The 23,045-nt window shown below is 59.9% G+C and carries 20 protein-coding genes and 1 other RNA gene; 15 read left to right on the forward strand and 6 right to left on the reverse strand.

Annotated elements, in window-relative coordinates:
• Positions 1-36: 36 nt before the first annotated feature.
• The 3 genes from BJ928_RS19815 to BJ928_RS19825 all read right to left on the reverse strand — a co-directional run bounded on the left by BJ928_RS19815 (position 37) and on the right by BJ928_RS19825 (position 2,960).
• Positions 37-828: a GH25 family lysozyme gene (locus BJ928_RS19815; RefSeq protein WP_047633745.1), complete on the reverse strand. Its 792-nt coding sequence runs from the start codon at positions 826-828 to the stop codon at positions 37-39.
• A gap of 213 nt (positions 829-1,041) precedes the next feature.
• Complete coding sequence (locus BJ928_RS19820) at positions 1,042-1,662, reverse strand: class I SAM-dependent methyltransferase (RefSeq protein ID WP_052227821.1); 621 nt, start codon at positions 1,660-1,662, stop codon at positions 1,042-1,044.
• 50 nt (positions 1,663-1,712) lie between these two features.
• The gene (locus BJ928_RS19825; protein WP_047633746.1) at positions 1,713-2,960 is read right to left on the reverse strand and encodes a DUF3419 family protein; all 1,248 of its coding nucleotides are present in this window, start codon (positions 2,958-2,960) and stop codon (positions 1,713-1,715) included.
• A gap of 192 nt (positions 2,961-3,152) precedes the next feature.
• Between BJ928_RS19825 and BJ928_RS19830 the strand changes: the two genes are divergently transcribed.
• On the forward strand, positions 3,153-4,541 hold the full coding sequence (locus BJ928_RS19830) for a serine hydrolase (protein ID WP_047633748.1): 1,389 nt from the start codon (positions 3,153-3,155) through the stop codon (positions 4,539-4,541).
• 27 nt (positions 4,542-4,568) lie between these two features.
• Here BJ928_RS19830 and BJ928_RS19835 read toward each other — a convergent pair whose 3' ends face one another.
• From BJ928_RS19835 to BJ928_RS19845, 3 genes are all read right to left on the reverse strand, one after another.
• A complete protein-coding gene (locus BJ928_RS19835; protein ID WP_047633749.1) occupies positions 4,569-5,729 on the reverse strand; it encodes a lytic transglycosylase domain-containing protein in 1,161 nt (386 codons plus the stop codon).
• Positions 5,730-5,863: 134 nt separating this feature from the next.
• Positions 5,864-6,499: a LysE family translocator gene (locus BJ928_RS19840; RefSeq protein ID WP_047633751.1), complete on the reverse strand. Its 636-nt coding sequence runs from the start codon at positions 6,497-6,499 to the stop codon at positions 5,864-5,866.
• A 99-nt stretch (positions 6,500-6,598) separates the two neighbouring features.
• The gene (locus tag BJ928_RS19845; protein WP_047633753.1) at positions 6,599-7,810 is read right to left on the reverse strand and encodes a pyrophosphate--fructose-6-phosphate 1-phosphotransferase; all 1,212 of its coding nucleotides are present in this window, start codon (positions 7,808-7,810) and stop codon (positions 6,599-6,601) included.
• Positions 7,811-8,086: 276 nt separating this feature from the next.
• On the opposite strand from BJ928_RS19845, the gene BJ928_RS19850 reads away from it, so the two are divergent.
• From BJ928_RS19850 to ftsW, 14 genes are all read left to right on the forward strand, one after another.
• Complete coding sequence (locus tag BJ928_RS19850; RefSeq protein WP_047633754.1) at positions 8,087-8,797, forward strand: DnaJ family molecular chaperone; 711 nt, start codon at positions 8,087-8,089, stop codon at positions 8,795-8,797.
• Positions 8,794-9,555 carry an N-acetylmuramoyl-L-alanine amidase gene (locus BJ928_RS19855; RefSeq protein WP_047633755.1) on the forward strand — a complete coding sequence of 254 codons (762 nt, stop codon included), beginning with the start codon at positions 8,794-8,796 and terminating at the stop codon, positions 9,553-9,555. The genes BJ928_RS19850 and BJ928_RS19855 overlap by 4 nt, the downstream gene beginning before the upstream one ends.
• Positions 9,556-9,821: 266 nt before the next feature.
• The gene (locus BJ928_RS19860; RefSeq protein WP_047633756.1) at positions 9,822-10,379 is read left to right on the forward strand and encodes a transglycosylase SLT domain-containing protein; all 558 of its coding nucleotides are present in this window, start codon (positions 9,822-9,824) and stop codon (positions 10,377-10,379) included.
• Positions 10,380-10,460: 81 nt separating this feature from the next.
• A complete protein-coding gene (locus BJ928_RS19865) occupies positions 10,461-11,654 on the forward strand; it encodes an FAD-dependent oxidoreductase (RefSeq protein ID WP_047633758.1) in 1,194 nt (397 codons plus the stop codon).
• A gap of 67 nt (positions 11,655-11,721) precedes the next feature.
• An RNA gene (gene rnpB / locus BJ928_RS19870) (RNase P RNA component class A) lies at positions 11,722-12,121 on the forward strand.
• 431 nt (positions 12,122-12,552) lie between these two features.
• Entirely contained in the window at positions 12,553-12,993 is a 441-nt protein-coding gene (gene mraZ / locus BJ928_RS19875) for a division/cell wall cluster transcriptional repressor MraZ (protein ID WP_047633895.1), read from the forward strand.
• A gap of 14 nt (positions 12,994-13,007) precedes the next feature.
• Complete coding sequence (rsmH, locus tag BJ928_RS19880) at positions 13,008-14,033, forward strand: 16S rRNA (cytosine(1402)-N(4))-methyltransferase RsmH (RefSeq protein WP_047633760.1); 1,026 nt, start codon at positions 13,008-13,010, stop codon at positions 14,031-14,033.
• A gap of 1 nt (position 14,034) precedes the next feature.
• On the forward strand, positions 14,035-14,562 hold the full coding sequence (locus tag BJ928_RS19885; RefSeq protein WP_047633761.1) for a hypothetical protein: 528 nt from the start codon (positions 14,035-14,037) through the stop codon (positions 14,560-14,562).
• Positions 14,562-16,316, forward strand: coding sequence for a penicillin-binding protein 2 (locus BJ928_RS19890; RefSeq protein WP_047633762.1), 1,755 nt, complete (start codon positions 14,562-14,564; stop codon positions 16,314-16,316). Before BJ928_RS19885 ends, BJ928_RS19890 begins: the two co-directional genes overlap by 1 nt.
• A gap of 66 nt (positions 16,317-16,382) precedes the next feature.
• On the forward strand, positions 16,383-17,846 hold the full coding sequence (locus BJ928_RS19895; protein ID WP_047633763.1) for a UDP-N-acetylmuramoyl-L-alanyl-D-glutamate--2,6-diaminopimelate ligase: 1,464 nt from the start codon (positions 16,383-16,385) through the stop codon (positions 17,844-17,846).
• A complete protein-coding gene (locus BJ928_RS19900; protein WP_047633764.1) occupies positions 17,843-19,303 on the forward strand; it encodes a UDP-N-acetylmuramoylalanyl-D-glutamyl-2,6-diaminopimelate--D-alanyl-D-alanine ligase in 1,461 nt (486 codons plus the stop codon). The genes BJ928_RS19895 and BJ928_RS19900 overlap by 4 nt, the downstream gene beginning before the upstream one ends.
• A gap of 11 nt (positions 19,304-19,314) precedes the next feature.
• Complete coding sequence (gene mraY, locus BJ928_RS19905; RefSeq protein WP_047633765.1) at positions 19,315-20,436, forward strand: phospho-N-acetylmuramoyl-pentapeptide-transferase; 1,122 nt, start codon at positions 19,315-19,317, stop codon at positions 20,434-20,436.
• Positions 20,437-20,443: 7 nt separating this feature from the next.
• Positions 20,444-21,856: a UDP-N-acetylmuramoyl-L-alanine--D-glutamate ligase gene (murD, locus tag BJ928_RS19910; protein WP_047633766.1), complete on the forward strand. Its 1,413-nt coding sequence runs from the start codon at positions 20,444-20,446 to the stop codon at positions 21,854-21,856.
• Between the two features lies 1 nt (position 21,857).
• Entirely contained in the window at positions 21,858-23,012 is a 1,155-nt protein-coding gene (gene ftsW, locus BJ928_RS19915; RefSeq protein WP_047633768.1) for a putative lipid II flippase FtsW, read from the forward strand.
• Positions 23,013-23,045: the final 33 nt, after the last annotated feature.

The following is a 23,045-nucleotide window of genomic DNA, read 5'->3' on the forward strand; positions in this document are numbered from 1 at the left end:
GATTGTGACATAAGCAAGAGTGAAGTGGAGTCGGCCTTAAGAATTTCCCTGCTTCTCTACTGCCTTTACCCAGTTTTGCCAGTTCTGCTCGGAGCCGGCAAAAACATTGATATCCGTCGGGCCCTTGATGCCGGGAATGACGCCTGTTGAGGTATATTGCCAGAAGGCCCAGTTGCGATCCGCATAGGTCTCCTTCGGATGCTTGGCGACCGAGCGGACCCAGAAGTGATAGTCCTTGAAGTAACCGACAAGATTTTCACGATGGAAATCGACCGATGTATAGATGATCGGGCGCTTGCCGTAATAGGCTTCGAGGCGATCCATGAACCGCTTGATTTCCGTTCGCACCGTTTCGGCGGGCGGTCTGGTGCGGCAGGTCGGAGAGCCGGGATTCCACTCGACATCGACGACGGGCGGGAGCGCCATGGCATCCTTCGGCACATTGCGGATGAACCAATCGGCCTGCTCGTCCGCGGTCGAGCAGAAATAGAAGAAATGATAGGGCGCGTGCAGAAGTCCCGCAGCGCTCGCTTCATTCCAATATTCGGTGAAACGCGGATCGATCCGATCCTTGCCTTCCGTCGCCTTGATGAAGACGAAAGCGACACCGGAGCCCTTGACGGCCTTCCAATCGATATCGCCCTGCCATTTGGAAATGTCGATCCCGTGGATGGGGTGGCGCTCGGGATGATCGCGGCCGAAATCCTGCGGTTTGGTATCGGCGAACCGGGTCTTGGGGAGAGCCGTTGTCGAAAGTGCGTCATAGCCGGTCGTGCAGCCATTCAAGAAAAAGGCGAGCGGCAATAGGCATGCCAGAAGCCGACGCATGGATATCCTGTTGTGGCGCGAGTGATCTTGTTGCCCCAAGGCCTGGCTTCCGTAATATGGTCCCCGAGAATCCAAAAGAGCGGCGGACCGGCCATTGCTAGCCGATCTTGCCACTTTATTCACCATATCAACGTAAAAAATGCGTTATCTTCAAGCGGATTCTTATGCTTGGCTCGTTGCCGAAGCGGAATCTCGATCGGTGGATATGGCCGGTCAGGCGCCGTGCCGTGTTGCGACGGCCCGCCAGGCATAGCCGCGACCGATCCTTTCGGTCTTCAGGGACATGCCTCGCGCTTGCGCTTTTTCTTCAAGCACGGTCAGAAGATCGGGGCGTGGGGCGACGTGGAATTTCTTCAGCCAGCCCTTGAGCATGGCGCGGAACCAGCCCGGCAATCCTTCCTGTTGGCCGAAATCGACGATGTGAAGCTCGCCGCCCGGCGCCACCGCATCGAGCGAGGCATCGATAGCGCTTTTCCAGTCGGGGATCATCGAAAGCGCGTAGGAGATCATGACACGATCGAAGCCGTCCACACTGAAATCGGCAGGCGAAAAGGCGGTGGCATCGGCAACACGGAAATCCGGCATCTGCTTCAGGCCGCGGAAATTGCTGCGCGCCGAGATCAGCATTTCCTGCGAGATGTCGAGGCCGTAGAGACGGGCGGACGGGAAGCGGCGGTGGGCCAGCAGCATATTGCGGCCCGTGCCGCAGCCGACTTCCAGAAGCGAGCCGCCGATAGGCACATTCAGTTGCTCGATCGTTCGATCACGACCGAACAGATAATATTTGCGGGTCAGGTCATAGATATGGCGCTGATAGCGGTACATGCCATCCATCAGCCTGGCGTGGTTATTCGCGCTGGGTTCTATGCCGGTATCCGCCTGGCTCACGCTTTTTTCCCGTAGATATGGAAGCCGCCGTAGATGGCCGAGCGATCAAGGGCGTTGAGTTCCTGCGAGCGCTCTTCAAAATAGACCCACTGGTCGCGGATCGCCGGAGAAAGGCGGCCCTCGATAATGCTCCTTTCGGCGGCCGTGCGGAAGATGACGCGAGCGCCTTCACGCGCTGTGCGCGTGATCTCGGCCCAGAGGCCATTGAGCTGCTCGTCCGTCATCCAGTCCTGCGCATCGAGGAGGATATAGCGATCACGGGACGCCGCCGGCTTGGAAGCAAGAAGCTCGGTGAAATTGGCGTGATGCACGTCGACGCGGTCGGCGTTGGCGCGGATCGCGGCATAGTGCTCCGGCTTGAGATAGGTGGGCAGGGGGCCCTGATGCTGGGCGGCATAGCGGCGAGAGAACGCCTGCCAGGCGAAGTAGTTGTCGCGCATCGGGAAATGGCAGGCGAGCTTTTCGAGGCGATGCTTCAGCACCGCGGAAATGGAGTCGTCGCCCGCGAGGCTTGCGAGCTCGTCATATTGCTGCGGCGGGATGCCGAGGCCGAAGAGCGAGCTCTTGCGGCCGAGCAGCCAGCGAACCGCACGCTTGTCGAAGATCGGAGCGATTTCTTCTTCGAAGAACTGACGCTGCTCGCGCATGGTGCGGGCTTCCGTCATTCTGTCGAGGCGAACGCCGTGAAGGCGCGCCAGAACATGGGCCGCGCCGATAAAGCGACCAAGAAGGCCGGTCTTGTAGATATTGCGATTGAATACGGTGATGCGGCGGCGGCCGTAGAGATCGCGGCCAGCCCAGTAGTCGGCGGTTGCGGTATCAAGCCGCGGTGCGATGAACTGGTCGTAAGCCTGGCTGTTTGCCGCAATGTCGGGCGTCCCGAAGAAGCGTACCAGATCGGTATGGCCGGGCAGCAGGCGGAAAGCCGAGAGTTTCAGCTTGTTCAGAGCAACATGGTGGCGATTGAGATCGACAACATCGATGGAAGCGGGATTTTGCGAGAGATAGGCGAGCATGTTGCAGCCGCCCGAACCGATTGTCACGATGCGGTGATGCGGCTGCAGTTCCATCGCCGCCATATCGACATCCGGATCTTCCCATATCTGCGGATAGACAAGGCCGGAAAACAGCATTCCGAACAGGCGTTCGGAAAGGCCTGCCTTGGACAGTGCCTTGTGTTGTAGAAGCGCGTCCTTGAGTTTCCGGTTCTTCTGGAGACCGGCATCCGGGGCGAATTCCGTCATCTGAGTCTTGTCACCGATTTGTGAAGTTCAGGGCGTTTAACCCGGCAATGCTACAGTCTGATGACGCGGGCTGTTGGCAGATCGGGCATAAAAGTAACCTTGCACATATTTAAGGAACCCTGACCATCATAGGTCTTTCATCTCGCAGCGTTTCCTGATTGTCTCCGCCTACCTTTCTGGAGGGTATGCAATATGCGTTTGATATCGAGAGTGATCGGGGCTCTGGTTGTTCTGCTGCTGATCATTGTCGCCGGCGGGGCCGTCTGGCTTTCCGTTTATCCGCCGGAACTGCTCAAGGTTGGCGATGGCTATGCGGCAAAGATCGTCTGCTCCAATACGTTCGTGGCCAAACGGGACCCGGACAAGGTGCTGGAGGAGGACGTGCAGGCTCCGGGCAATCCCGCGCTCAAGTTCATTCGGGTCTCCGTCGATCGAGAGGAAGGGGTGGTTACTGCCCGCTTCCTCGGAATGTTTGCGCCGAACCGTGCGCTCTATCGCGGCGCGCTCGGCTGTGCGCTCGTGCCGGATGGAGATATGCAGGCGGCTCGCAGCGCAGTCTTTCTCAACAAGGTCAAGGCGCCGAAGAGCGATGCCTTGTGGCCCGACGGCGATACGGTAGACATCGGGCAGGGCGACCTGGGGGCGAAGCTTGCCAATATCGTGTCGAACTCCGATCTCGCCGGGCCTGCCATGCGCGCGATCGTTGTCGTCAAGGATGGACGCATCGTCGCCGAGTCCTATGGCGACGGCTTCGGCAAAGGGACGCCTCTTATTGGCTGGTCGATGACGAAAACGGTCAATGCCGCCATCATCGGCCGCCTCATGCTGGCCGGACGCATGTCTTTCGACGATCAGAATCTTCTCCCGCAATGGAGCGCGGACTCACGCAAGGATATCAAGCTCAGTGATCTCCTTGCCATGGAGAGCGGCCTTGCTTTCAACGAGTCCTACGGCAGCGTATCGGATGTGACGCGCATGCTCTATCTTGATCCGGATGTGACCAGTATCGCCGCCAATGGACGTCAGTTGGCGGCGCCAGGGGAGCGCTTCAGCTATTCCAGCGGTACGGCGACCCTGCTTTCCCGCATCTGGATGAACCGGCTACCCAATCTGAGCACAGCCGTTTCCTATCCGCGCGAAGCGCTCTTCGGGCCGCTCGGCATGTACAGTGCGGTTTTTGAGGCCGATGAGCGTGGCACCTTCGTCGGCAGCTCCTATCTCTATGCCAACGCTCGTGACTGGGCGCGCTTCGGCCTGTTTCTGCTGCAGGATGGGATCTGGAACGGGCGCCGCCTGTTGCCGGAGGGGTTTGTCGGTGCCATGCGCACGCCGACGAAGGCTTCCGAGGGCGTCTATTCGCAGGTTCAGGCTTGGCTTGCCGGCCCCGGCGGCTCGAATGCGCAATTTGGCCTGCCTGCAGATACGTTCTGGATGACCGGTCACGACGGTCAGACGGTCGCGATCGTACCGTCCGTCAATCTCGTCGTCGTGCGGATGGGACTGACGCCGACTTGGGCGGACTATCGGCCGCAAATCCTGGTGAAGCGGATCGTGGACGCAATAAAGCCGGCCTTGAATTGAGGCCGGCTTTCAAAATATCCCGATAGATCAGTAATTGCCGTTGGCGACGTCTGTCAGGCCCTTGCGCTTGGCATCGTAGTAATAGCCACGCGCGTAGAGCTGGACAGCATTGGCTTCCTTGTTCTGAGCCTTGCTGTCGGCCGTCATCCACGCGCCGCGCAGATATTTGGCGGCATATTTGATGTTGGTTTCGGCATCGAGAAGGCCGGATGCCGGGCCTTCGTAGCCCATGGACTTCGCCGTATTGTACTTGATCTGCATCAAGCCGAAATATCCGGCGCGATTATAAGCCTTTGGATTGTAGCGGCTCTCGCGGTGGACGACACGATGGATCAGAGATTCCGGAATTTCGTAGAGCTTGGCGTATTTCTGGATGAGCTTCGATACGTAGCTCTTTTCAGCAGCCGGCACATCGGAATCGTAATTCGGTGTCGTGACCATCACCGCCGGGACAACCGTCGGCCCGCTGCTGTCAAAATTGAAGTCGTAACGCATGCGGTTGTCAGCGTAGCGCAGAAGTCCGATCTGTGCCGGCGCGGCGAAGGCGACTTCTGCCTGCGCCATTGAATCCGGACGCGGGGTCGGCACGGCAACCTGAATGGCGGCAACATCCGACGTCATCGGAATGGTCGGCTCGCTTTGGGCCACAGCGGCGGACACCGGCGTCAGCGCGGCGTCACCCGGACGAGCCGGATTGGGCATAGGGATTGCTACGACGGAAGGCACCAAAGGCACGTCGGAAGCGGCATAGGCGGCAGCCGTCGACGTCCCTGTAGCAGGGGCGCCCGTTGCTGCTGCGATTGCAGCGGTTCCCTGATTGGCAGCGTTTGCCACCGGTGCGCCGAAGCGCCCCTGTGCCGCGGCCATCTGCTGCTGGCTTATGCTGCCGGAGGCAACATTTGGCGCGCCCGGCACGATACGTCCGGACTTTACCATTGCCATCTGTTGCGGCTGCTGCGGGCCGATGAAGCCCGGCGCTGCTGCGGTCATTGCGACGCTGCCTGCAGGCGCGGCTGCGCCAGTTGAGGTGAGGGTCGTATTCGGATGCGGCACGTTGGCGTGTGCCGACGGGAGTTCTGCCTGAGACGTCTGCTGCTGCTGAGTGCTTGCGCACCCGGCCAGAGCGCCACACATCACTGCCGATATGGCAGCGCTGCGCTTCAGGCTGGGAAATCCGATCGTTACCATTCTGTCACTTTCGAAAAAACCAAACCTAATTTCGATGCAATTCGGCCACAGGACCGCCAAATTCGGTCACAGGATCGATAAAATTATGAATCCCCATTAACCTATCCGTGATCGCGCCGCAACCCTGCACCGCCTCAGGCGGCCATCCGGCGGTATCCGGCGGTCACTGCACCGGCTGCAATCAACAGGGTTCCGCCCGTTCTGTTAACGGCGCGTTGCACGCTTGCCTTGCGGATGAAGCCGCGTGCCATGTCGGCGACGAACACGTAAATCAGTGAGTTCAGGGCCGCTAAAGTGAGGAAAGTTGCCTCCAAAATAAGCGTTTGCTCAAGAAATGGCTTCGACATGTCGAGAAATTGCGGAACGAACGCGACGAAGAACACGATGCTCTTCGGGTTGAGAGCTGTTACAACATAGGCGTGTAAGAGAATTTTTAACGGTTTTTCCTCTGGAAGATTGTCATTGTCGCCCATCGGGCCCGTCACGATGGGGGCTCTCCAGAGCTTGATTCCGAGGAAAACGAGATAGGCTGCGCCGATCAGCTTAAGAATCGTGAATAGTGTCGCTGATGTGGCAAGGAGGGCGCCGAGACCTGCGAGCGAGGCGGTCATGGCGGTGAAGTCGCCAAGCGTGACGCCGGTCACCGTCGCCAAGGCCGTCTTGCGGCCGTGGCCAAGCGCATAGGATATGACAAGGAGAATGGTCGGACCGGGTATGGCCAGCATGATGCAGGACGTGGCGGCGAAAGCGAGCCAGGTTTCTATGGACATGGAATCCTCCCCTAATTCCTATATTCGCCGCCAGCAAAGACATCGGATTCGCCATCCGTCAATCCGATTGATCACCGATCAGTCAGATCTGTGTGCATTTCAGGCCTGGGCGTATTTCTGCCCGATATGGTCCATGACTTCGACGAACCAGGGAGCGGAAATGTCGAAGGCCTTGCCGCCCTTGATGCGCGGGAATTCGATGACACGCAACTTGCCGCCCTGACCCTCATCATGTCCGGTGACGCCAGATACTTTATGGAGCGCACTTTCCACCGCCAGATCAACCATGCCCTGGATCAGGCGGAGGTCTTCGCCGTTCGCTGGCGCGGAGCGGGCGAAATAGCCGGACTTCTGCACCATGGAGCGTTCGGCGCCGATGATTGCGGCAAACTGCTTCTGGAACCAGCCACCGACATTGATGGTGTCGATCTTCACATGGCCGAAGGCGTCGCGCTTGACGGTTTCGCCTGAGGCTTCGCGCTCGGCGACGATGGCGTCAAGGCCGGCGCCTTCAGACACGAACAGCGTCACCTGGCCGGTCTTTTCCATGATGTTGCGCAGCCGCTCACCTTCCGCCTCGATATCGAATGCCATCTCGGGCAGATAAAGGCCGTCAATGCCCTTCAGTTCGGCGTTCATCATGAAGCCGTCGACATATTCGTTGGCGCTGGTCTTCTGGATGTAAGCGCGCGCAGTCGCGGCCGTCAGCCAGCCACAGTGACGGCCCATCACTTCATGGATGACGAGGGTTTTCGGTGCGGCGGTCTGTTCGTTGCTGACATTATCAAAGAAGTCAGCGCCGACTTCGGCAGCCGTCCACGCGCCGAGAGACTGACGGATCGGCACGACGTCGTTATCGACGGTCTTCGGCAGGCCGACGACGGTCAGATCATAGCCATTGGCACCGAGATAGGCGGCGAGGTCGGCCGCGGTCGTATTGGTATCGTCGCCGCCGATGGTGTGGAGAATGGTGATGCCGTCGGAGGCAAGCCGTTCTGCCGCAACGCGCAGCGGGTTTTCGCCTTCCTTGACCAGGCCGCGCTTGACGCAATCGGCGATGTTGGTGAGCTTGACGCGGCTGTTGCCGATCGGCGAGCCGCCATAGCGGTGGAGCAAATAGGCGCGCTCACGCATGGCCGGCGTTACCTCGATGCTGTCGCCGAGCAGAACTCCCTGGTAGCCGGAACGATAGGCTATGATGTCGAGATCGGGCGCAACGTCGCTGTAGCGCTGGATCAGCCCGCCAACGGCGGAAGAGAGACAGGGCGCCAATCCACCGGCAGTGAGCATTGCGACTTTCTGTTTGGCCATGGAGATCCTCCTTGCAGTCAGGCTGCTTCATTTCAATGGTTGCGGTGGGAATGGATGCGACAGGCGGACATAGGTGTAAAGTAAAGAATTTAAGAACCCCGCGGTTTGTTTTACCGTTGTGGGTAGGCGCATGTCCGATTGGGGAATGTCTTGCAGTGCAGCATCATTACCAAATCGTGAAAAGTGTTTTCGGGCTTGCGACGAATGGACTGCTTGCATTGACAGGCATTATTTGATCAAGGTGTTCTACTGTTTCAGTAGGATATCGGGACCGGCATGTCGTTCTGGGAAAAATTGCTGAATGCTATCGGTAGCACCGCCGGCAATGCCCTGTCGGCCGTGGTCGAGGCTATTCGCACCGTCTTTGAAGGCGATCCAGAAACGCGCCGCAAAGTGGCGTTTTCAGTCGCCATAATCGCCCTGTCGGCCAAGATGGCGAAGGCAGACGGCGTGGTGACGGAAAACGAGGTCAACGCGTTTCGCGAGATCTTCGAGTTCCCGCCCGATCAGGCAAGAAATGTTGCCCGCCTCTATAATCTCGCGCGTCAGGATGTCGCCGGTTATGAAGCCTACGCGGAACGGCTTTCCTCTCTTTGCGAGACTTGCACCAAGGATTGCCCGGTTCTGGAAGACGTGCTGGATGGGCTGTTCCATATCGCCAAGGCAGACGGTCTGATCCATGAGAAGGAAATGGCCTTCCTTCAGCATGTGGCCGAGATTTTCCACATGAGCGAGGAGCGGTTCGAGCAGATCATGGCGCGCCATGTCAACGTCGGCGGCCGCGATCCTTACAAGGTGCTGGGCGTCTCGCGCCAGGACGATTTCCCGACGATCCGTCGCCGCTATCACGGCCTCGTCTACGAGAACCACCCGGATCGCCTCGTTTCGCGTGGGGTGCCGGAAGAGTTCCACGCCATCGCCAACGAGCGCATGGCAGCTCTGAATGCGGCTTATGCCGAGATCGAGAAAGAACGCCGCGCAGCATGAGTGCATTCAAGGCGGATTTCAGTCGCGCCCATGTGCAGCCCTCGCCGAACCATGGCGAGAGGCGGAATGGGCGTCGGCCCGATATCATCCTCCTGCATTATACGGGCATGGGTACGGCCGAGGGAGCGCTCGATTGGCTCTGTCGGCCCGAGAGCCAGGTGTCCAGTCATTACTTCGTCTTCGAGGACGGCCGCGTCATGCAGCTTGTCCCCGAAGAGCGTCGCGCCTGGCATGCGGGCAAGAGTTCCTGGCATGGCGAGACCGACATCAATTCATCGTCGATCGGTATCGAGATCGCCAATGCCGGGCACCCCGGCGGATTGCCAGAATTCCCGGATGCGCAGGTCGAAGCAGTCATCGAACTGTGTCGCGATTGCGGCCAACGCTGGGCAATCGCCCCCGAACGGGTGCTTGGACACTCCGATGTCGCGCCTGTGCGCAAGGTCGATCCGGGCGAAAAATTTCCCTGGGCGCGGCTTGGAGCAGCGGGTGTCGGGCACTGGGTTGAGCCGGCTTCGATCACCGGCGGGCGGTTCTTCCAGAAGGGTGATGTGGGCCAGCCGATCGAGGCCTTGCAGTCCATGCTTTCGCTCTACGGTTACGGCACTGAAATAAATGGCGAATTCACGGAAAAGCTGAAGGGCGACGTCGAGGCGTTCCAGCGCCATTTCCGGCAGGAGCGCGTCGACGGTATCGCTGACTTTTCGACGATCGATACGCTTCATCGCCTGCTGTCGGCGCTGCCGCATTATTCCTGATATCGTTCGATCCTGTCGTCTGCATTTATAGCCGGCTATTGATGGCAAAGCGCGCAACACCCTGTAGCGCCACAGCTTTTCCCTATTATCTCCGCATTGGATTGGTCTAACGGCGCTCGCTGAACGACGGTCGCGCCGTCTGGGTTTGTGTGTCGCGCGACCGTAGACGACTAATGGGGACTGTGCATTCCGGCGGCTTTTTTTGCCTCCAGCCGGACGTGACAGCTTGTGCTGTCCGCGGTCCCATCCTGGAGACAAAAGACTACATGAAAAATTTGATTGTTGCGGCTGTGGCATGCGTCGGCGTGCTGCTGGTGGGATATGATTGCGCCCTTGCGGGCCAGCGCCACGCAAAGCATAAGACGGTTCCTCTCAAGAGCGTCAGTCGTACCACCGGCTTCCCGGTTCCCAATGTTCCCTCCGAATTGCGCAATGCTGAATCCTCCTTTGCACGGCAGACCCGCTATTCCGCGCTCATTGCCAAATATGCCAAGCAGAACGGTGTCGCAGTCGAACTTGCCACCGCCGTCATCCAGATCGAAAGCAATTTCAATCCTAAAATTCGCGGCAGCGCAGGCGAAATCGGCCTGATGCAGATCAAGCCGGCCACGGCCCGCCTGATGGGGTACACGGGTCGGACGAAGGGGCTCTACGATCCCGAGACCAACATCAAGTTCGGCATGAAGTATCTCGCCATGGCGCAGAACCTTGGCGGCGGCCCGACCTGCAACACCATCCTGAAGTACAATGCCGGTCATGGTGCGACGCGCATGAATCCGATCTCGAAGCGCTATTGCGGCAAGGTGCTGGCACTTCTCGACTGAGATCCATCCGCAGGCGGATTCGAGTAGGGCGGAATCGCTTTCCGTGCTATCGAAATCGCGATTATGCGTGAGGGTTAGAGCATGGCAGCGGATTTCAGGTTCATCGTCGTTGGCCGGGGCATGATGGGAGCAGCGGCTGCCCGTCACCTGGCAAACCAAACGGACGGCATCGCCGTCATCGGGCCGGATGAACCTGAAGATCGCGCCAATCATCAAGGCGTTTTCGGCAGTCATTATGACGAAGGCCGCATTACCCGCACGATCGACCCGGATACGGACTGGGCTCGCTTGGCAAACCGTTCGATCAGCCGCTATGCGGATATCGAACGGGACAGCGGTATCCAGTTCTACTCGGCGGTCGGTTGTCTCGTCACCGGGCCGAAGAGAGGCGGTGAAATCAGCTATGTCGACGATGTCGTCGGGGCCGCTGGTCGGCTGGGGGTTCAAACCGAACTTCTCGACGATGCCGGGCTCAAGGCGAAGTTTCCCTTCTTCGCTTTCGCTTCGGGAAGCGAAGGGGTTTTCGAACCGAAGGGCGCTGGTCACATCAGCCCGCGTCGCCTGGTGAAGGCGCAATCGCTGCTCGCGGAAAAAGCCGGCGCGCGTGTCATCAAGCAGACGGCGCTGTCGATCCGCGACGAGGGCGGCCTTGCCATCGTCAGGACGGCGGAAGGCGAGACATTCAGCGCTGAAAAGATCCTGTTGGCCACCGGCGGTTTCTCCATTGCCGAGAATCTCTTGCAGCGACCTGTTGAGATGAAGGTTTATGGACGTACTGTCACCTTCTTCGAGGTCAGCGAGGCGGAGGCAGAGGCGCTTTCCGGCATGCCGTCATTGATTTCGGTGGCGCCTGAAGACGTGGACAGCATCTATATGCTGCCGCCGATCCGCTATCCGGACGGCAGATATTACATCAAGATCGGCGGCGATCCCGACGACTTGCAATTCGAGAGCGAAGCGGAATTGCGTGCCTGGTTCCGGACTCCGGGCCGCGACAAGGCGCGCGATCATCTGGTGCGGATCTTCCATGAGCTCGTTCCCGGCGTGAAGCGGCCGCCGTCTTTTACCAATTCCTGTGCCGTCTCCTATTCGCCGACCGGCTATCCGATGATCGGTTATACGTCTTCCTCGCGGGTCGCGGTCGTGATGGGCTGCAACGGCACTTCCGCCAAGAGTTCCGATGAAATCGGCCGGCTGGGAGCGGAGCTGCTGCTCGCAGGTCGAATCAAGGACGAGGGCTACGCCACGGATTTCTCAGCGCATTTCCGCAACTGACATCCTGCCTGGGCAAAGCCGCATATTTAGGTGGCAATTACGGACGGTCTCGGTTAATGAGCCTGTGCCAGTTGGCCGGGCAGCCGCGCTTCATCAATGCCGAAAGGCGATGAGGTGAGGAAAGTCCGGGCTCCACGGAAACACGGTGCCGGATAACGTCCGGCGAGGGCAACCTCAGGGAAAGTGCCACAGAAAGCAAACCGCCCGATCCTTGGATCGGGTAAGGGTGAAAGGGTGGGGTAAGAGCCCACCGCGTCTCTGGAAACAGCGACGGCACGGAAAACCCCACCGGGAGCAAAACCGAATAGGGATGACGCGGGGCGCGCAAGCGCTCCAGCCCGTTTCCGGGCCGGTCATCCGGGTGGGTTGCAAGAGGCGTCGCGCAAGCGCCGTCCCAGATGAATGGCTGCCACGTTCCGGCCTTGGCCGGAGCCATACAGAACCCGGCTTACAGGCCAACTGGCAAATCATCACGCCATCTTGGGAAGGTGTATCCCGTACCCCTGAGAAATAATTTCGGGAGTTGCTGAATCCCCTGAATCTCAGGGATTCCGGACTTTGGCGGGCGCGGGTTTTCGCCTGTGAAAACAATCCGTTTCGGGACGTCTCCTGAAGCCTGTCCTAACCTTTCGTTAAACTTAACGGCTTATGAATATTCAGGCTGCGGCCACGTCTGACGTGGCTTCATCCCATTGACGCCCATATGGTCCCATGGTATCCCAAACGAACACTGCACAAGGGCAAATCAGAGCCCAATCATCGCAAAGCCATGATTGCTCCCGTTCTGGGGGTGTCGGAAGGGTGTCTATCCTTTCGGCTTGCGAAGCTGTGTCCGATTTTGGCTGTGCCTGTAAGCGAGTAGCGGCTTGCGGGTCATGGGGGACGGGTGTTTCGCGTCATGAACCGCTTCCTGTCAAATGCGACCAACCGGATCGATTCCAAGGGGCGGGTTTCCGTGCCTGCTGCGTTTCGTTCCGTGCTGGCGGAGCGCGATATCCAGGAGCTGTACTGCTTTCAGGATTTTGTGTTTCCGGCGATCAGCGTCGGCGGTCTGGATCTGCTCGATCGCTTCGAGCGGCAGATTGCGGCGGACGATCCGTTTTCGCCGGCGGCGAACCAGATGTCGCTCCTCATTCACGGGGGCGGGGTCTTCATGAAGCTCGATGCGGAAGGGCGGTTGATGGTCACGGATTTTATTCGCGACTTCACCGGAATTGCAGGCGAAGTAACCTTCGTCGGTCGGGCGGATCATTTTCAATTATGGCGACCGGAGGCCTTTCTGGCCTTGCAGGCGCAGGCACGAGAGGAGCGCAGGCTGGCGGGCAGGCGCTCGGAATAGAACGGGGAAACGGAATGGCGGCGAATTCAGGCGGAGGTTCTTCTGATGCCGGTGGCGGACCAGCTCGTCACATTCCGGTTCTTCTTTCCGAGGTGATCGAGGCGCTGGCTCCGGCGCCCGGCAAGGTCATTCTCGACGGAACATTCGGGGCTGGCGGCTATACGTCGGCCATTCTTGCCGCCGGTGCCAACGTGACCGCGCTCGATCGCGATCCGACGGCGATCGTCGCAGGGCAGGCGCTCGTTTCAGCCCATGCCGGTCATCTCAATCTCATTCAATCGCAGTTTTCCGAGTTGGCCGATCATGCGCCTGCGGGTGGTCTTGACGGTATTGTGCTCGATATCGGCGTCTCCTCCATGCAGATCGACGAGGCCGAGCGCGGTTTTTCCTTCAGTAAAAATGGTCCGCTCGATATGCGGATGTCGGCAAGCGGTGTGTCGGCGGCCGATGTGGTCAATCGCGCCAAGCTTGCTGATCTCATCCGCATCTTCGTGTTTCTCGGCGAGGAAAAGCAGGCGCCGCGCATCGCGCACGCGATCGAAAAGCGTCGCGCTGAGGCTCCTTTCGTGACCACCCGCGATCTGGCCGGGCTGATCGAGGTCGTGACGCCGCGAAAGGCCAAGGACAAGATTCATCCGGCGACGCGGGTCTTTCAGGCCTTGCGCATTTTCGTCAATGACGAGCTGGGCGAACTGGCCCAGGCATTGTTTGCGGCAGAGCGCGCGCTCAAGCCGGGTGGGCGCCTTGTCGTCGTGACCTTCCATTCGCTGGAGGATCGCATCGTCAAAAAATTCTTTGCCGATCGCTCGGGTCGCGCCGCCGGGTCGCGTCACATGCCGATCGTGAATGAGCGGCCTGCCACCTTCGAGCCGGTTGGCAAGTCGATGATTTCTGCGAGTGACGCGGAGGCGGAAGCCAATCCGCGTGCTCGCTCAGCCAAATTGCGTGCGGGGGTTCGCACTTTGGCTCCGGCGGAGGCGGCAGATCTCTCGATCTTCGATCTGCCCAATCTCGCCAGTCTTGGAAAGCTTGGGGGCTGAAATGCTGAAGACTTTTGACATCGTGCTGATCGGCGTCATGACGGCCATGGCCAGCGTGACCTATACGATCAAGCATCGTGCCGAGCTGAAGCTGGAAGAGGTGCGTCGCCTCGAATCCGAAATCAAGCTTGAAAGGGATACGATCGATCTGCTGAAGGCGGACTGGGCGCTGGTATCTCAGCCAAACCGGCTCGAGCGCCTCGTCAACAATTATAACAGCGAACTTCAGCTGCAGCCGACGATTTCGACGGCAATCGTTCAGCCGAGCGAACTGCCGATGCTGCGCTCGCAGCTTCCGCCGCCACCGGTAACGGCTTCGAACGATCCGAAAAGCGGCGGCAAGTCTCCTGGCAATCCCAAGAAGGGGACATCGCTCGCCTCCACAAGCGGCGATTCAACGGATGCCGAGATCCGGAAAGCCATTGCCGATGTGGCCGCAGCGCCTGCGCCGCGACCGAAACCTCCGGCTCTTGCCAAGCGCAAGAAGCCTGAAATTGACAACATCGCAACGGGATCGGTGAGGGAATAATGTCTTTTCTTTCTCGCATCATGGTCCTGAAGAGCAAGGCCCACTTCTCCACCGACGGCAACAATCGCCCAAGCGACGGTCTCTTCGGCTCGCGGTTCGAAGGCGCGCGCAAGCGCAAATCCAATCAGGCAAAGAGCCGCGTCGTACTCCTGGTTGCGAGCTTCATCGCAATCTACTGCGTGATCGGCGGCCGGCTTGCACAGTTCGCGATGACCCTGCCGGATACGACGTCGAGCATTTTGCCGCCGGACCGTCTGATGGCGTCGCGCCCTGACATCGTCGACCGCAACGGCGCCCTGCTTGCAACCGACATCCGCACGGTCTCGCTGTTTGCCGAACCGAACAAGATCATCGATGCCGACGAGGCAGTCGAGGAGCTGCGCAAGGTTCTGCCGGATCTCGACAGCAAATCCACCTACAGGAAGCTCTCCGCGAAGTCCTCCCACTTTGCCTGGCTCCGCCGACAGCTGACGCCGAAGCAACAGAGCCAGATTCTGGCGCTCGGCATTCCGGGCATCGGCTTCCGCCCCGAGAAGCGCCGCTTCTATCCGGGCGGCACCACCGCCCCGCATATTCTCGGCTACGTCAACATCGACAATCGCGGTGTTGCCGGGATGGAGAAATATATCGACGATCAGGGCCTTGCCGATCTGGCCGCTGCCGGCATGACCAACGATCAGCCGCTGCAGCCGGTCAAGCTTTCGATCGACCTGCGCGTGCAGGGTATCGTCCGCGACGCGGTCGTCAACGCGGTGAAGAATTTTCAGGCAAAGGGTGCCGGTGCTGCGATCCTCGACGTTCACACCGGCGAGGTGCTGGGCATGGCCTCGGCCCCCGATTTCGATCCCAATTATCCGAGCGAGGGCGCCAGCGAAGGGTGGCTCAACCGCATGACGAACGGCACGTTCGAAATGGGGTCGACCTTCAAGACCTTCACCATGGCGATGGCGCTCGATTCCGGCAAGGTGACGTTGCGTGATGCCTTCGATGCGACGAACCCGATCCGGATCGGCGGCTTTACCATCCACGACTTCCACGGCCAGCGCCGCGTTCTGAGCGTGCCGGAAATCTTCCAGTATTCTTCCAACATCGGCACCGCAAAGATCGCCGATCTTGTCGGCATCGACGGGCACAAGGAATTCCTGACCCGTTTGGGTCTGCTGACCAAGATGGATACCGAGCTGCCGGAAGTGAAGACGCCGAGCCAGCCGCGCGTCTGGAAGAAGATCAACTCGATCACCATCTCATTCGGCCATGGCGTGTCGACCACGGCGCTACAGACAGCGGTTGCCGCATCTGCGCTCGTCAACGGCGGCAAGCTCATCGAACCCACTTTCCTGCCGCGCACGCGCGATCAGGCCGATGCCATCGCCAAGATGGTCATCAAGAAGAGCACCAGTGACGACGTCCGCTTCCTGCTCGAGTTCAACGGCACCAGGGGCTCCGGCCGCAATGCGCGCGTTCCCGGCTACAATGTCGGTAGCAAGACCGGCACGGCCGACAAGGTTGTCAACGGCCGCTACGCGCACAACTTGAACTTCAACAGCTTCCTGGCCGCCTTCCCGATCGACAACCCGCAATACATCGTCATGACCTTCATCGACGAGCCGAAGAGCGGCGAGCGTGGTGGTGGGACGATCTCGGCCTTTACGGCCTTGCCGATCGCCCGCGACATCATCGCCCGCGCGGCGCCGATTCTCGGGGTGCAACCCAGCTTTGGAAAAGATGACGCGGCCTTGCTGGCGTCTTATTAAGCGTGAAAGAATACACACGTCGATTCGCGAGGGGCGGACTGATCGAGAAGGCGAAAAGTACATTCGATGAACTTGCGGGATATTGCCGGAAATGCGTTTCCGGAACTCAACACACAAATTGGCGGCGCGCTTGGCGATCTTGAAATAGGCGGGATCACTGCCGACAGCCGTAAGGTATTGCCGGGCATGGCCTTCGTCGCCGTCGCCGGCACGAAGGCCGATGGTGCAAGCTTCATCGCCGATGCCGTCGCGCGCGGGGCCTCCATCGTGGTCGCGGGCCATAAGGTCGATGCCGGCAATGTGCCCCTGTTGCAGGTTTCCGAGCCGCGCCGATTCCTCTCTGTCGCTGCCGCGCGTTTCTACGGACGGCAGCCGCAAACGATGGTTGCGGTGACGGGAACCGCCGGCAAAACCTCGGTAGCGTCCTTCACACGGCAGATATGGGCTTTCGCGTGTCATCCGGCGGCCATGATCGGCACGACCGGTGTCGTTTCGCCGACCCGCAACGAATATGGTGCGCTGACGACACCCGATCCGGTGTCGCTGCATAAGCTGTTGGCCGAACTTGCCGATGAAGGCGTTACACATGCGGCCATGGAAGCATCCAGCCACGGCCTCGATCAGTTCCGACTCGATGGCGTGAAACTTGCCGCCGCCGCCTTTACCAATCTCGGCCGAGACCACATGGACTATCATCCGACGGTCGAGGATTATATGGCTGCCAAGATGCGGCTGTTCCGGGATTTGTTGCCGAAGGGTTCGCCGGCAGTCATTTTTGCCGACGACGCGTGGTCTCCGCAGGCAATCGCTGCTGCCCGCGATGCCGGGCAGGATGTCCGCACCGTCGGCCGCAAGGGCGATTTCCTGACGCTGAAGCGCGTCGAGCACTTCCGCCACAAGCAGATCGCTGAGGTTCACATCGGCGACGATATATTCGAGGTCCATATTCCGCTCGCCGGCGATTTCCAGATCGCCAATGCGCTGGTTGCGGCCGGTCTCGCCATTTCCACTGGCGTTGCCGCGCCGGTCGCGATGGCTGCCCTCGAAAAGCTCATCGGCGCTTCGGGCCGGCTGGAGCTCGTCGGTCACACTCATGATGGCGCGCTTGCCTATGTCGATTATGCCCATAAGCCGGATGCGCTTGAAAATGTCCTGAATTCGGTGCGGCCGTTCACCACGGGCCGCGTCGTCGTCGTCTTCGGCTGTGGCGGAGACCGCGATCGCGGCAAGCGTCCGATCATGGGCGAGATCGCCTGCCGTCTTGCTGATGTCGTCGTCGTCACCGACGATAATCCGCGCTCGGAAGATTCGGCGACGATTCGCGCGGAAATCATGACTGCTGCCGCCTGCGCGACGGAGATCGGCGATCGTGCCGAGGCGATCCGAACGGCGGTCGGTTTGCTGAAATCCGGCGACACGCTGATCGTCGCCGGCAAGGGGCATGAGGAAGGTCAGACGATCGGCGGGGTGACGCTGCCGTTCTCCGATCATGCCGAATTGCGCAAAGCATTGGAGGAACTGAAGTCTTGAGCTGGCTATGGACAACTGAGGATCTGATCGCTGCAATTTCGGGCCGCTTCGTCGGATCGCTGCCCGCTGGCATCACAGGCATTTCCATAGACAGTCGTTCCATCCAGCCGGGCGAGGCATTTTTCGCCATCAAGGGCGATCGCGTCGACGGTCACGACTATGCCAATATTGCGATGGCGAACGGCGCCGCCTTCATTGTGATCAGTGAGGCGCGGCTGCCTGCAATGGGCAGTTTGACCGTGCCGAAGGTCATCGTGGATGACGTCCTGGCGGCGCTGGCACGGCTTGGCGTAGCCGCCCGCAAGCGCACGCAGGCCAAGATCATCGCCGTCACGGGTTCGGTCGGCAAGACGACGACGAAGGAGATGCTGCGGCGCGCGCTGACGCCTTCTGGCAAGGTGCATGCCTCGATTGCCTCCTTCAACAATCATTGGGGTGTTCCGCTCACTCTCGCGCGCATGCCCGAAGACACCGATTTCGGCGTTTTCGAAATCGGCATGAATCATCCCGAAGAAATCAGGCCACTCGTCAAGATGGTGCAGCCGCACGTGGCGATCATCACGACGATCGCGCCGGCTCATCTCGGCAATTTCAATAGCATCAGCGAAATTGCGGCGGCAAAGGCGGAGATTTTCGACGGCGTCGTGCCGGGCGGTCATGCCATCCTCAATCACGACAACGATCAGTTCGAGATGCTGGAGAAAGCTGCCGCGGCGGCCGGCATCGAGCATGTCCATAGCTTCGGCCAGCATGCAAAAGCGGATGTCCGCCTTGCCGAATTCAATGCCTCGGAAGAAAATTCGACCCTTTGGCTGACGATTGGCGGCGAGACCATGGAAGTGGCGCTCGGTGCGCCCGGTCGCCATATCGCGGAGAATGCGCTTGCCGTGCTCGGCGCGGTCATGCTGATGGAGGCCGATCTCGATCAGGCCGTCGATGCCTTGGCGGACCTGAAGCCGGAAAAGGGCAGGGGACAACGCCACAAGCGCGCGATCGGCCACGGCTATTTCACGCTGATCGACGAAAGCTACAACGCAAATCCCGCATCGATGCGTGCGGCGATCGCGCTGCTGGCGACGACATCGCCGCAGGCGGGGCCGGGCGGACGGACGGGCAGGCGCATCGCCGTGCTCGGCGATATGTTGGAAATGGGGGATTATGCCCAGCGGTTGCATGCCAACCTTGCCGGACCGCTCTTGGCGTCCGGCATCGAGCATGTCTGGCTGGCTGGTCCGGAGATGGCGGCTTTGAGGGATGAGCTGCCGGAAAGTGTTCATGTCGAATATCGCGAGACGACGGAGGAACTCTCGGAATTCGCGCTCAATTCTGTCGCCGCAGGCGACGTCTTGATGGTGAAATCGTCGCTGGGAATGGGGTTTGGAAAGATCGTTGCGGGCTTGCTTGACAAGTTTCCCGCATTTTCCGACACGGGCCCTCACACCCATCAGGGGCTTTAGAAAGGGCTCTTATGCTGATCTGGCTTGCCGAACTGTCGGACCATATTCATTTTTTCAGTACTCACTTCAGATTTCTCAATCTGTTCAGATACATCACGTTCCGTACCGGCGGCGCCCTGTTCACCTCAGCGTTGATCGTCTTTCTCTTCGGGCCGCGAATCATCTCCTCCCTGCGCGTGCGTCAGGGCAAGGGGCAGCCGATCCGTGCCGATGGTCCGCAGACGCATTTCAAGAAGGCCGGCACGCCGACCATGGGCGGCCTGATGATCCTGGCCGGCATCGTCGTCTCGTCGCTGCTTTGGGCTGATCTTGCCAATGTCTATGTCGTTGCCACGCTGCTCGTGACGCTCGGCTTCGGCGCCATCGGCTTCTACGATGACTATCTCAAGGTCACCAAGCAGAGTGATAAAGGCTTCTCCGGTCGCGCGCGCCTTGGTATCGAGTTCGTCATCGCTGCGATTGCCGTCTATTTCATGATGACGACGGCCCTGTCCTCCGGTCCCGCGGGCTCGACCTTCGGTTCGTCGGTCGCCTTCCCCTTCTTCAAGAGCCTGCTGCTCAACCTCGGCATGTTCTTCGTGCTGTTCGGCGCTTTCGTCATCGTTGCCGCCGGCAATGCCGTCAACCTGACTGATGGTCTCGACGGTCTTGCCATCGTGCCCGTCATGATCGCGGCCGCCTCCTTCGGGATCATCTCTTACCTCGCCGGCAACTTCGTGTTTGCCGACTATCTCGCTATCAATTTTGTGCCGGGTACGGGTGAACTCGCCGTCGTTCTCGGTGCGGTCATTGGCGCCGGTCTTGGTTTCCTCTGGTTCAACGCGCCGCCGGCTGCAATCTTCATGGGCGATACCGGCTCGCTGGCTCTTGGCGGGATGATCGGTTCGGTCGCCGTCGCCACCAAGCACGAAATCGTCATGGCGATTATCGGCGGCCTCTTCGTGCTCGAGGCGCTTTCCGTCATCATCCAGGTCGGCTTCTTCAAGATGACCAAACGGCGCGTCTTCCTGATGGCGCCGATCCACCATCACTTCGAGAAGAAAGGCTGGACGGAAAGTCAGGTCGTTGTGCGTTTCTGGATCGTCGCCGTTATCCTGGCGATGGTCGGCCTCTCCACCCTGAAGCTGCGGTGAGGCAACGATGATCCCCATCACCACGCTGAACGGAAAGAAGGTCGCTCTCTTCGGCCTCGGCGGCTCAGGCTTTGCCACGGCGCGCGCGCTGGTTGCCGGTGGTGCCGATGTCACGGCTTGGGACGACAATCCGGACAGCGTGGCCAAGGCGGCGGCCGAGGGGATCGCGGTTGCTGATCTCAGGACGATCGATTGGAACGGCCTTTCGGTGTTCGTTCTATCGCCCGGCGTGCCGCTGACGCATCCGAAGCCGCACTGGACCGTCGATCTCGCTCACGCCGCCGGCGTGGAGATCATCGGCGATGTCGAGCTTTTTGTCAGAGAACGGCGGGCGTTTGCGCCGGATTGCCCGTTCATCGCCATTACCGGAACAAATGGCAAATCGACGACGACGGCATTGATCGCCCATATCCTGCAATCGAGCGGTCGCGACACGCAGCTTGGCGGCAATATCGGTACGGCCGTGCTGACGCTCGACCCACCGAAAGCCGGCCGTTTTTATGTCGTCGAATGCTCTTCTTATCAAATCGATCTGGCACCGACGCTCAATCCTTCGGCCGGTATCCTGCTGAACCTCACGCCCGATCATCTCGATCGCCATGGTACGATGCAGCACTATGCCGACATCAAGGAGCGGCTTGTTGCGGGAAGCGATGTCGCCGTCGTCGGCGTCGATGACAGCTACTCCTCCTTGATCGCCGATCGGATCGAGCGGGCAGGTATCAAGGTGATGCGGATTTCGCGCCGGCATCCGTTGGCGAACGGCCTTTATGCAGAGGGCAGCCGTATCATTCAGGCATCGAACGCAGCGGCAGCCGAGATCGCCGATCTCGACGGCATCCAGACCTTACGTGGCGGCCATAACGCACAGAACGCGGCGGCTGCGATTGCAGCCTGCCTTGCAGTCGGCGTTTCCGCCGAGGAGATCAGGGCAGGGCTGAAATCCTTCCCGGGCCTCAAGCATCGCATGCAGCCTGTGGGGAAGCGCGGCCGGGTCGTCTTCGTCAACGACTCCAAGGCGACGAATGCAGATGCAGCAGCGCCGGCGCTTTCGAGCTATGAGAATATCTACTGGATCGCAGGCGGCCTGCCGAAAGAGGGCGGGATCACGAGTCTCGCGCCGCTCTTCCCGCGTATTTCCAAGGCCTATCTGATCGGCGAGGCAGCGCCCGCCTTTGCCGCGACGCTCGGCGATCAGGTGCCCTACGAGATTTCCGGCACGCTGGAGCGCGCCGTCGCACATGCTGCCGCGGATGCGGACAGGGACGAACACGAGTCCGCTGCGGTGATGCTGTCACCGGCTTGCGCAAGCTTCGATCAGTACAAGAATTTCGAGGTCAGGGGCGACGCCTTCGTCAGCCATGTCGCTGCGATCGATGGCGTCACCATGCTGATCGGTTCAGCAGCTGGAGGCAAATGATATGGTAAGCCGCGTTGAACGTGGGGCCTTGGCCGAGTGGTTCTGGACCATCGACCGCGTATTTCTCGCCCTTTTCATCCTCTTGATCGGCATCGGCTTCATGTTGTCCTTCGCTGCGTCGCCTGCGGTGGCGGAGCGCATCGGGCTCGAGCCGTTCCACTTCGTCAAGCGCCACGCACTGTTCCTCATCCCGGCGATCGCCGCGATGATCGGCATTTCCTTCATGACGCCGAGGCAGGTGCGAAGAACAGCCGTGATCCTGCTGATCGTGGCGCTGGCGATGATGCTGTTTGCGCTTTTCTTCGGCGTCGAAGTCAAGGGCTCGCGGCGTTGGGTCAATATCGCGTCTCTATCGATCCAGCCTTCGGAATTCATGAAGCCCGCTTTCGTCGTCGTCTGCGCATGGTTGTTTTCCGAACATGCGCGCCAGCCCGAAATCCCCGGCAATCTCTTCGCCATCATCCTCTTCGGCATCGTCGTCGCATTGCTCGTCGCACAGCCTGACCTTGGCCAGACCATTCTGACGACGGCCGTCTGGGGCGGCATGTTCTTCATGGCTGGCATGCCCTGGCTTTGGATCATCGTGCTCGGCGGTCTCGGTGCGGGCGGCTTTGTCACCGCCTATTACGCCTTCGATCACGTGGCGCAGCGTGTGAACAAGTTCCTGACGGGCGAGGGCGATACGTTCCAGGTGGACACCGCCAAGGAAGCAATCGTTCACGGCACCTGGTTCGGCGTCGGCCCGGGCGAAGGCACCGTCAAACGCATCATTCCGGACGCCCATACCGACTTCATTTTCTCGGTCGCGGCCGAGGAGTTCGGCGCCATCTTCTGCATGGTGCTCGTATTGATCTTCGCCTTCCTCGTGCTGCGCGGCCTGTCGCATGCCTACAAGGAAAAGAACGATTTCAACCGTTTTGCCGTCGCAGGCCTGGTGCTGCAGATCGGCATCCAGTCGATCATCAACATCGGCGTGAACCTGCAGCTGCTGCCCGCCAAGGGTATGACGCTGCCGCTGATTTCCTATGGCGGCTCGTCGATGACGGCAATCTGCGTGACGGCGGGCTTCATCCTGGCGCTGACGCGTCACAGGCCGGAAAAGCGTGCGCAGGACCGTACCATGTTCCGCGTGACGCATGGATTGCCGGCGGAGTGATCGTCTTGAAACCGCCGGCCGATTGCTCTTCCT

Origin of the sequence: Rhizobium sp. WW_1 (assembly GCF_003610155.1) — a bacterium.
Classification (GTDB): domain Bacteria; phylum Pseudomonadota; class Alphaproteobacteria; order Rhizobiales; family Rhizobiaceae; genus Rhizobium; species Rhizobium tropici_A.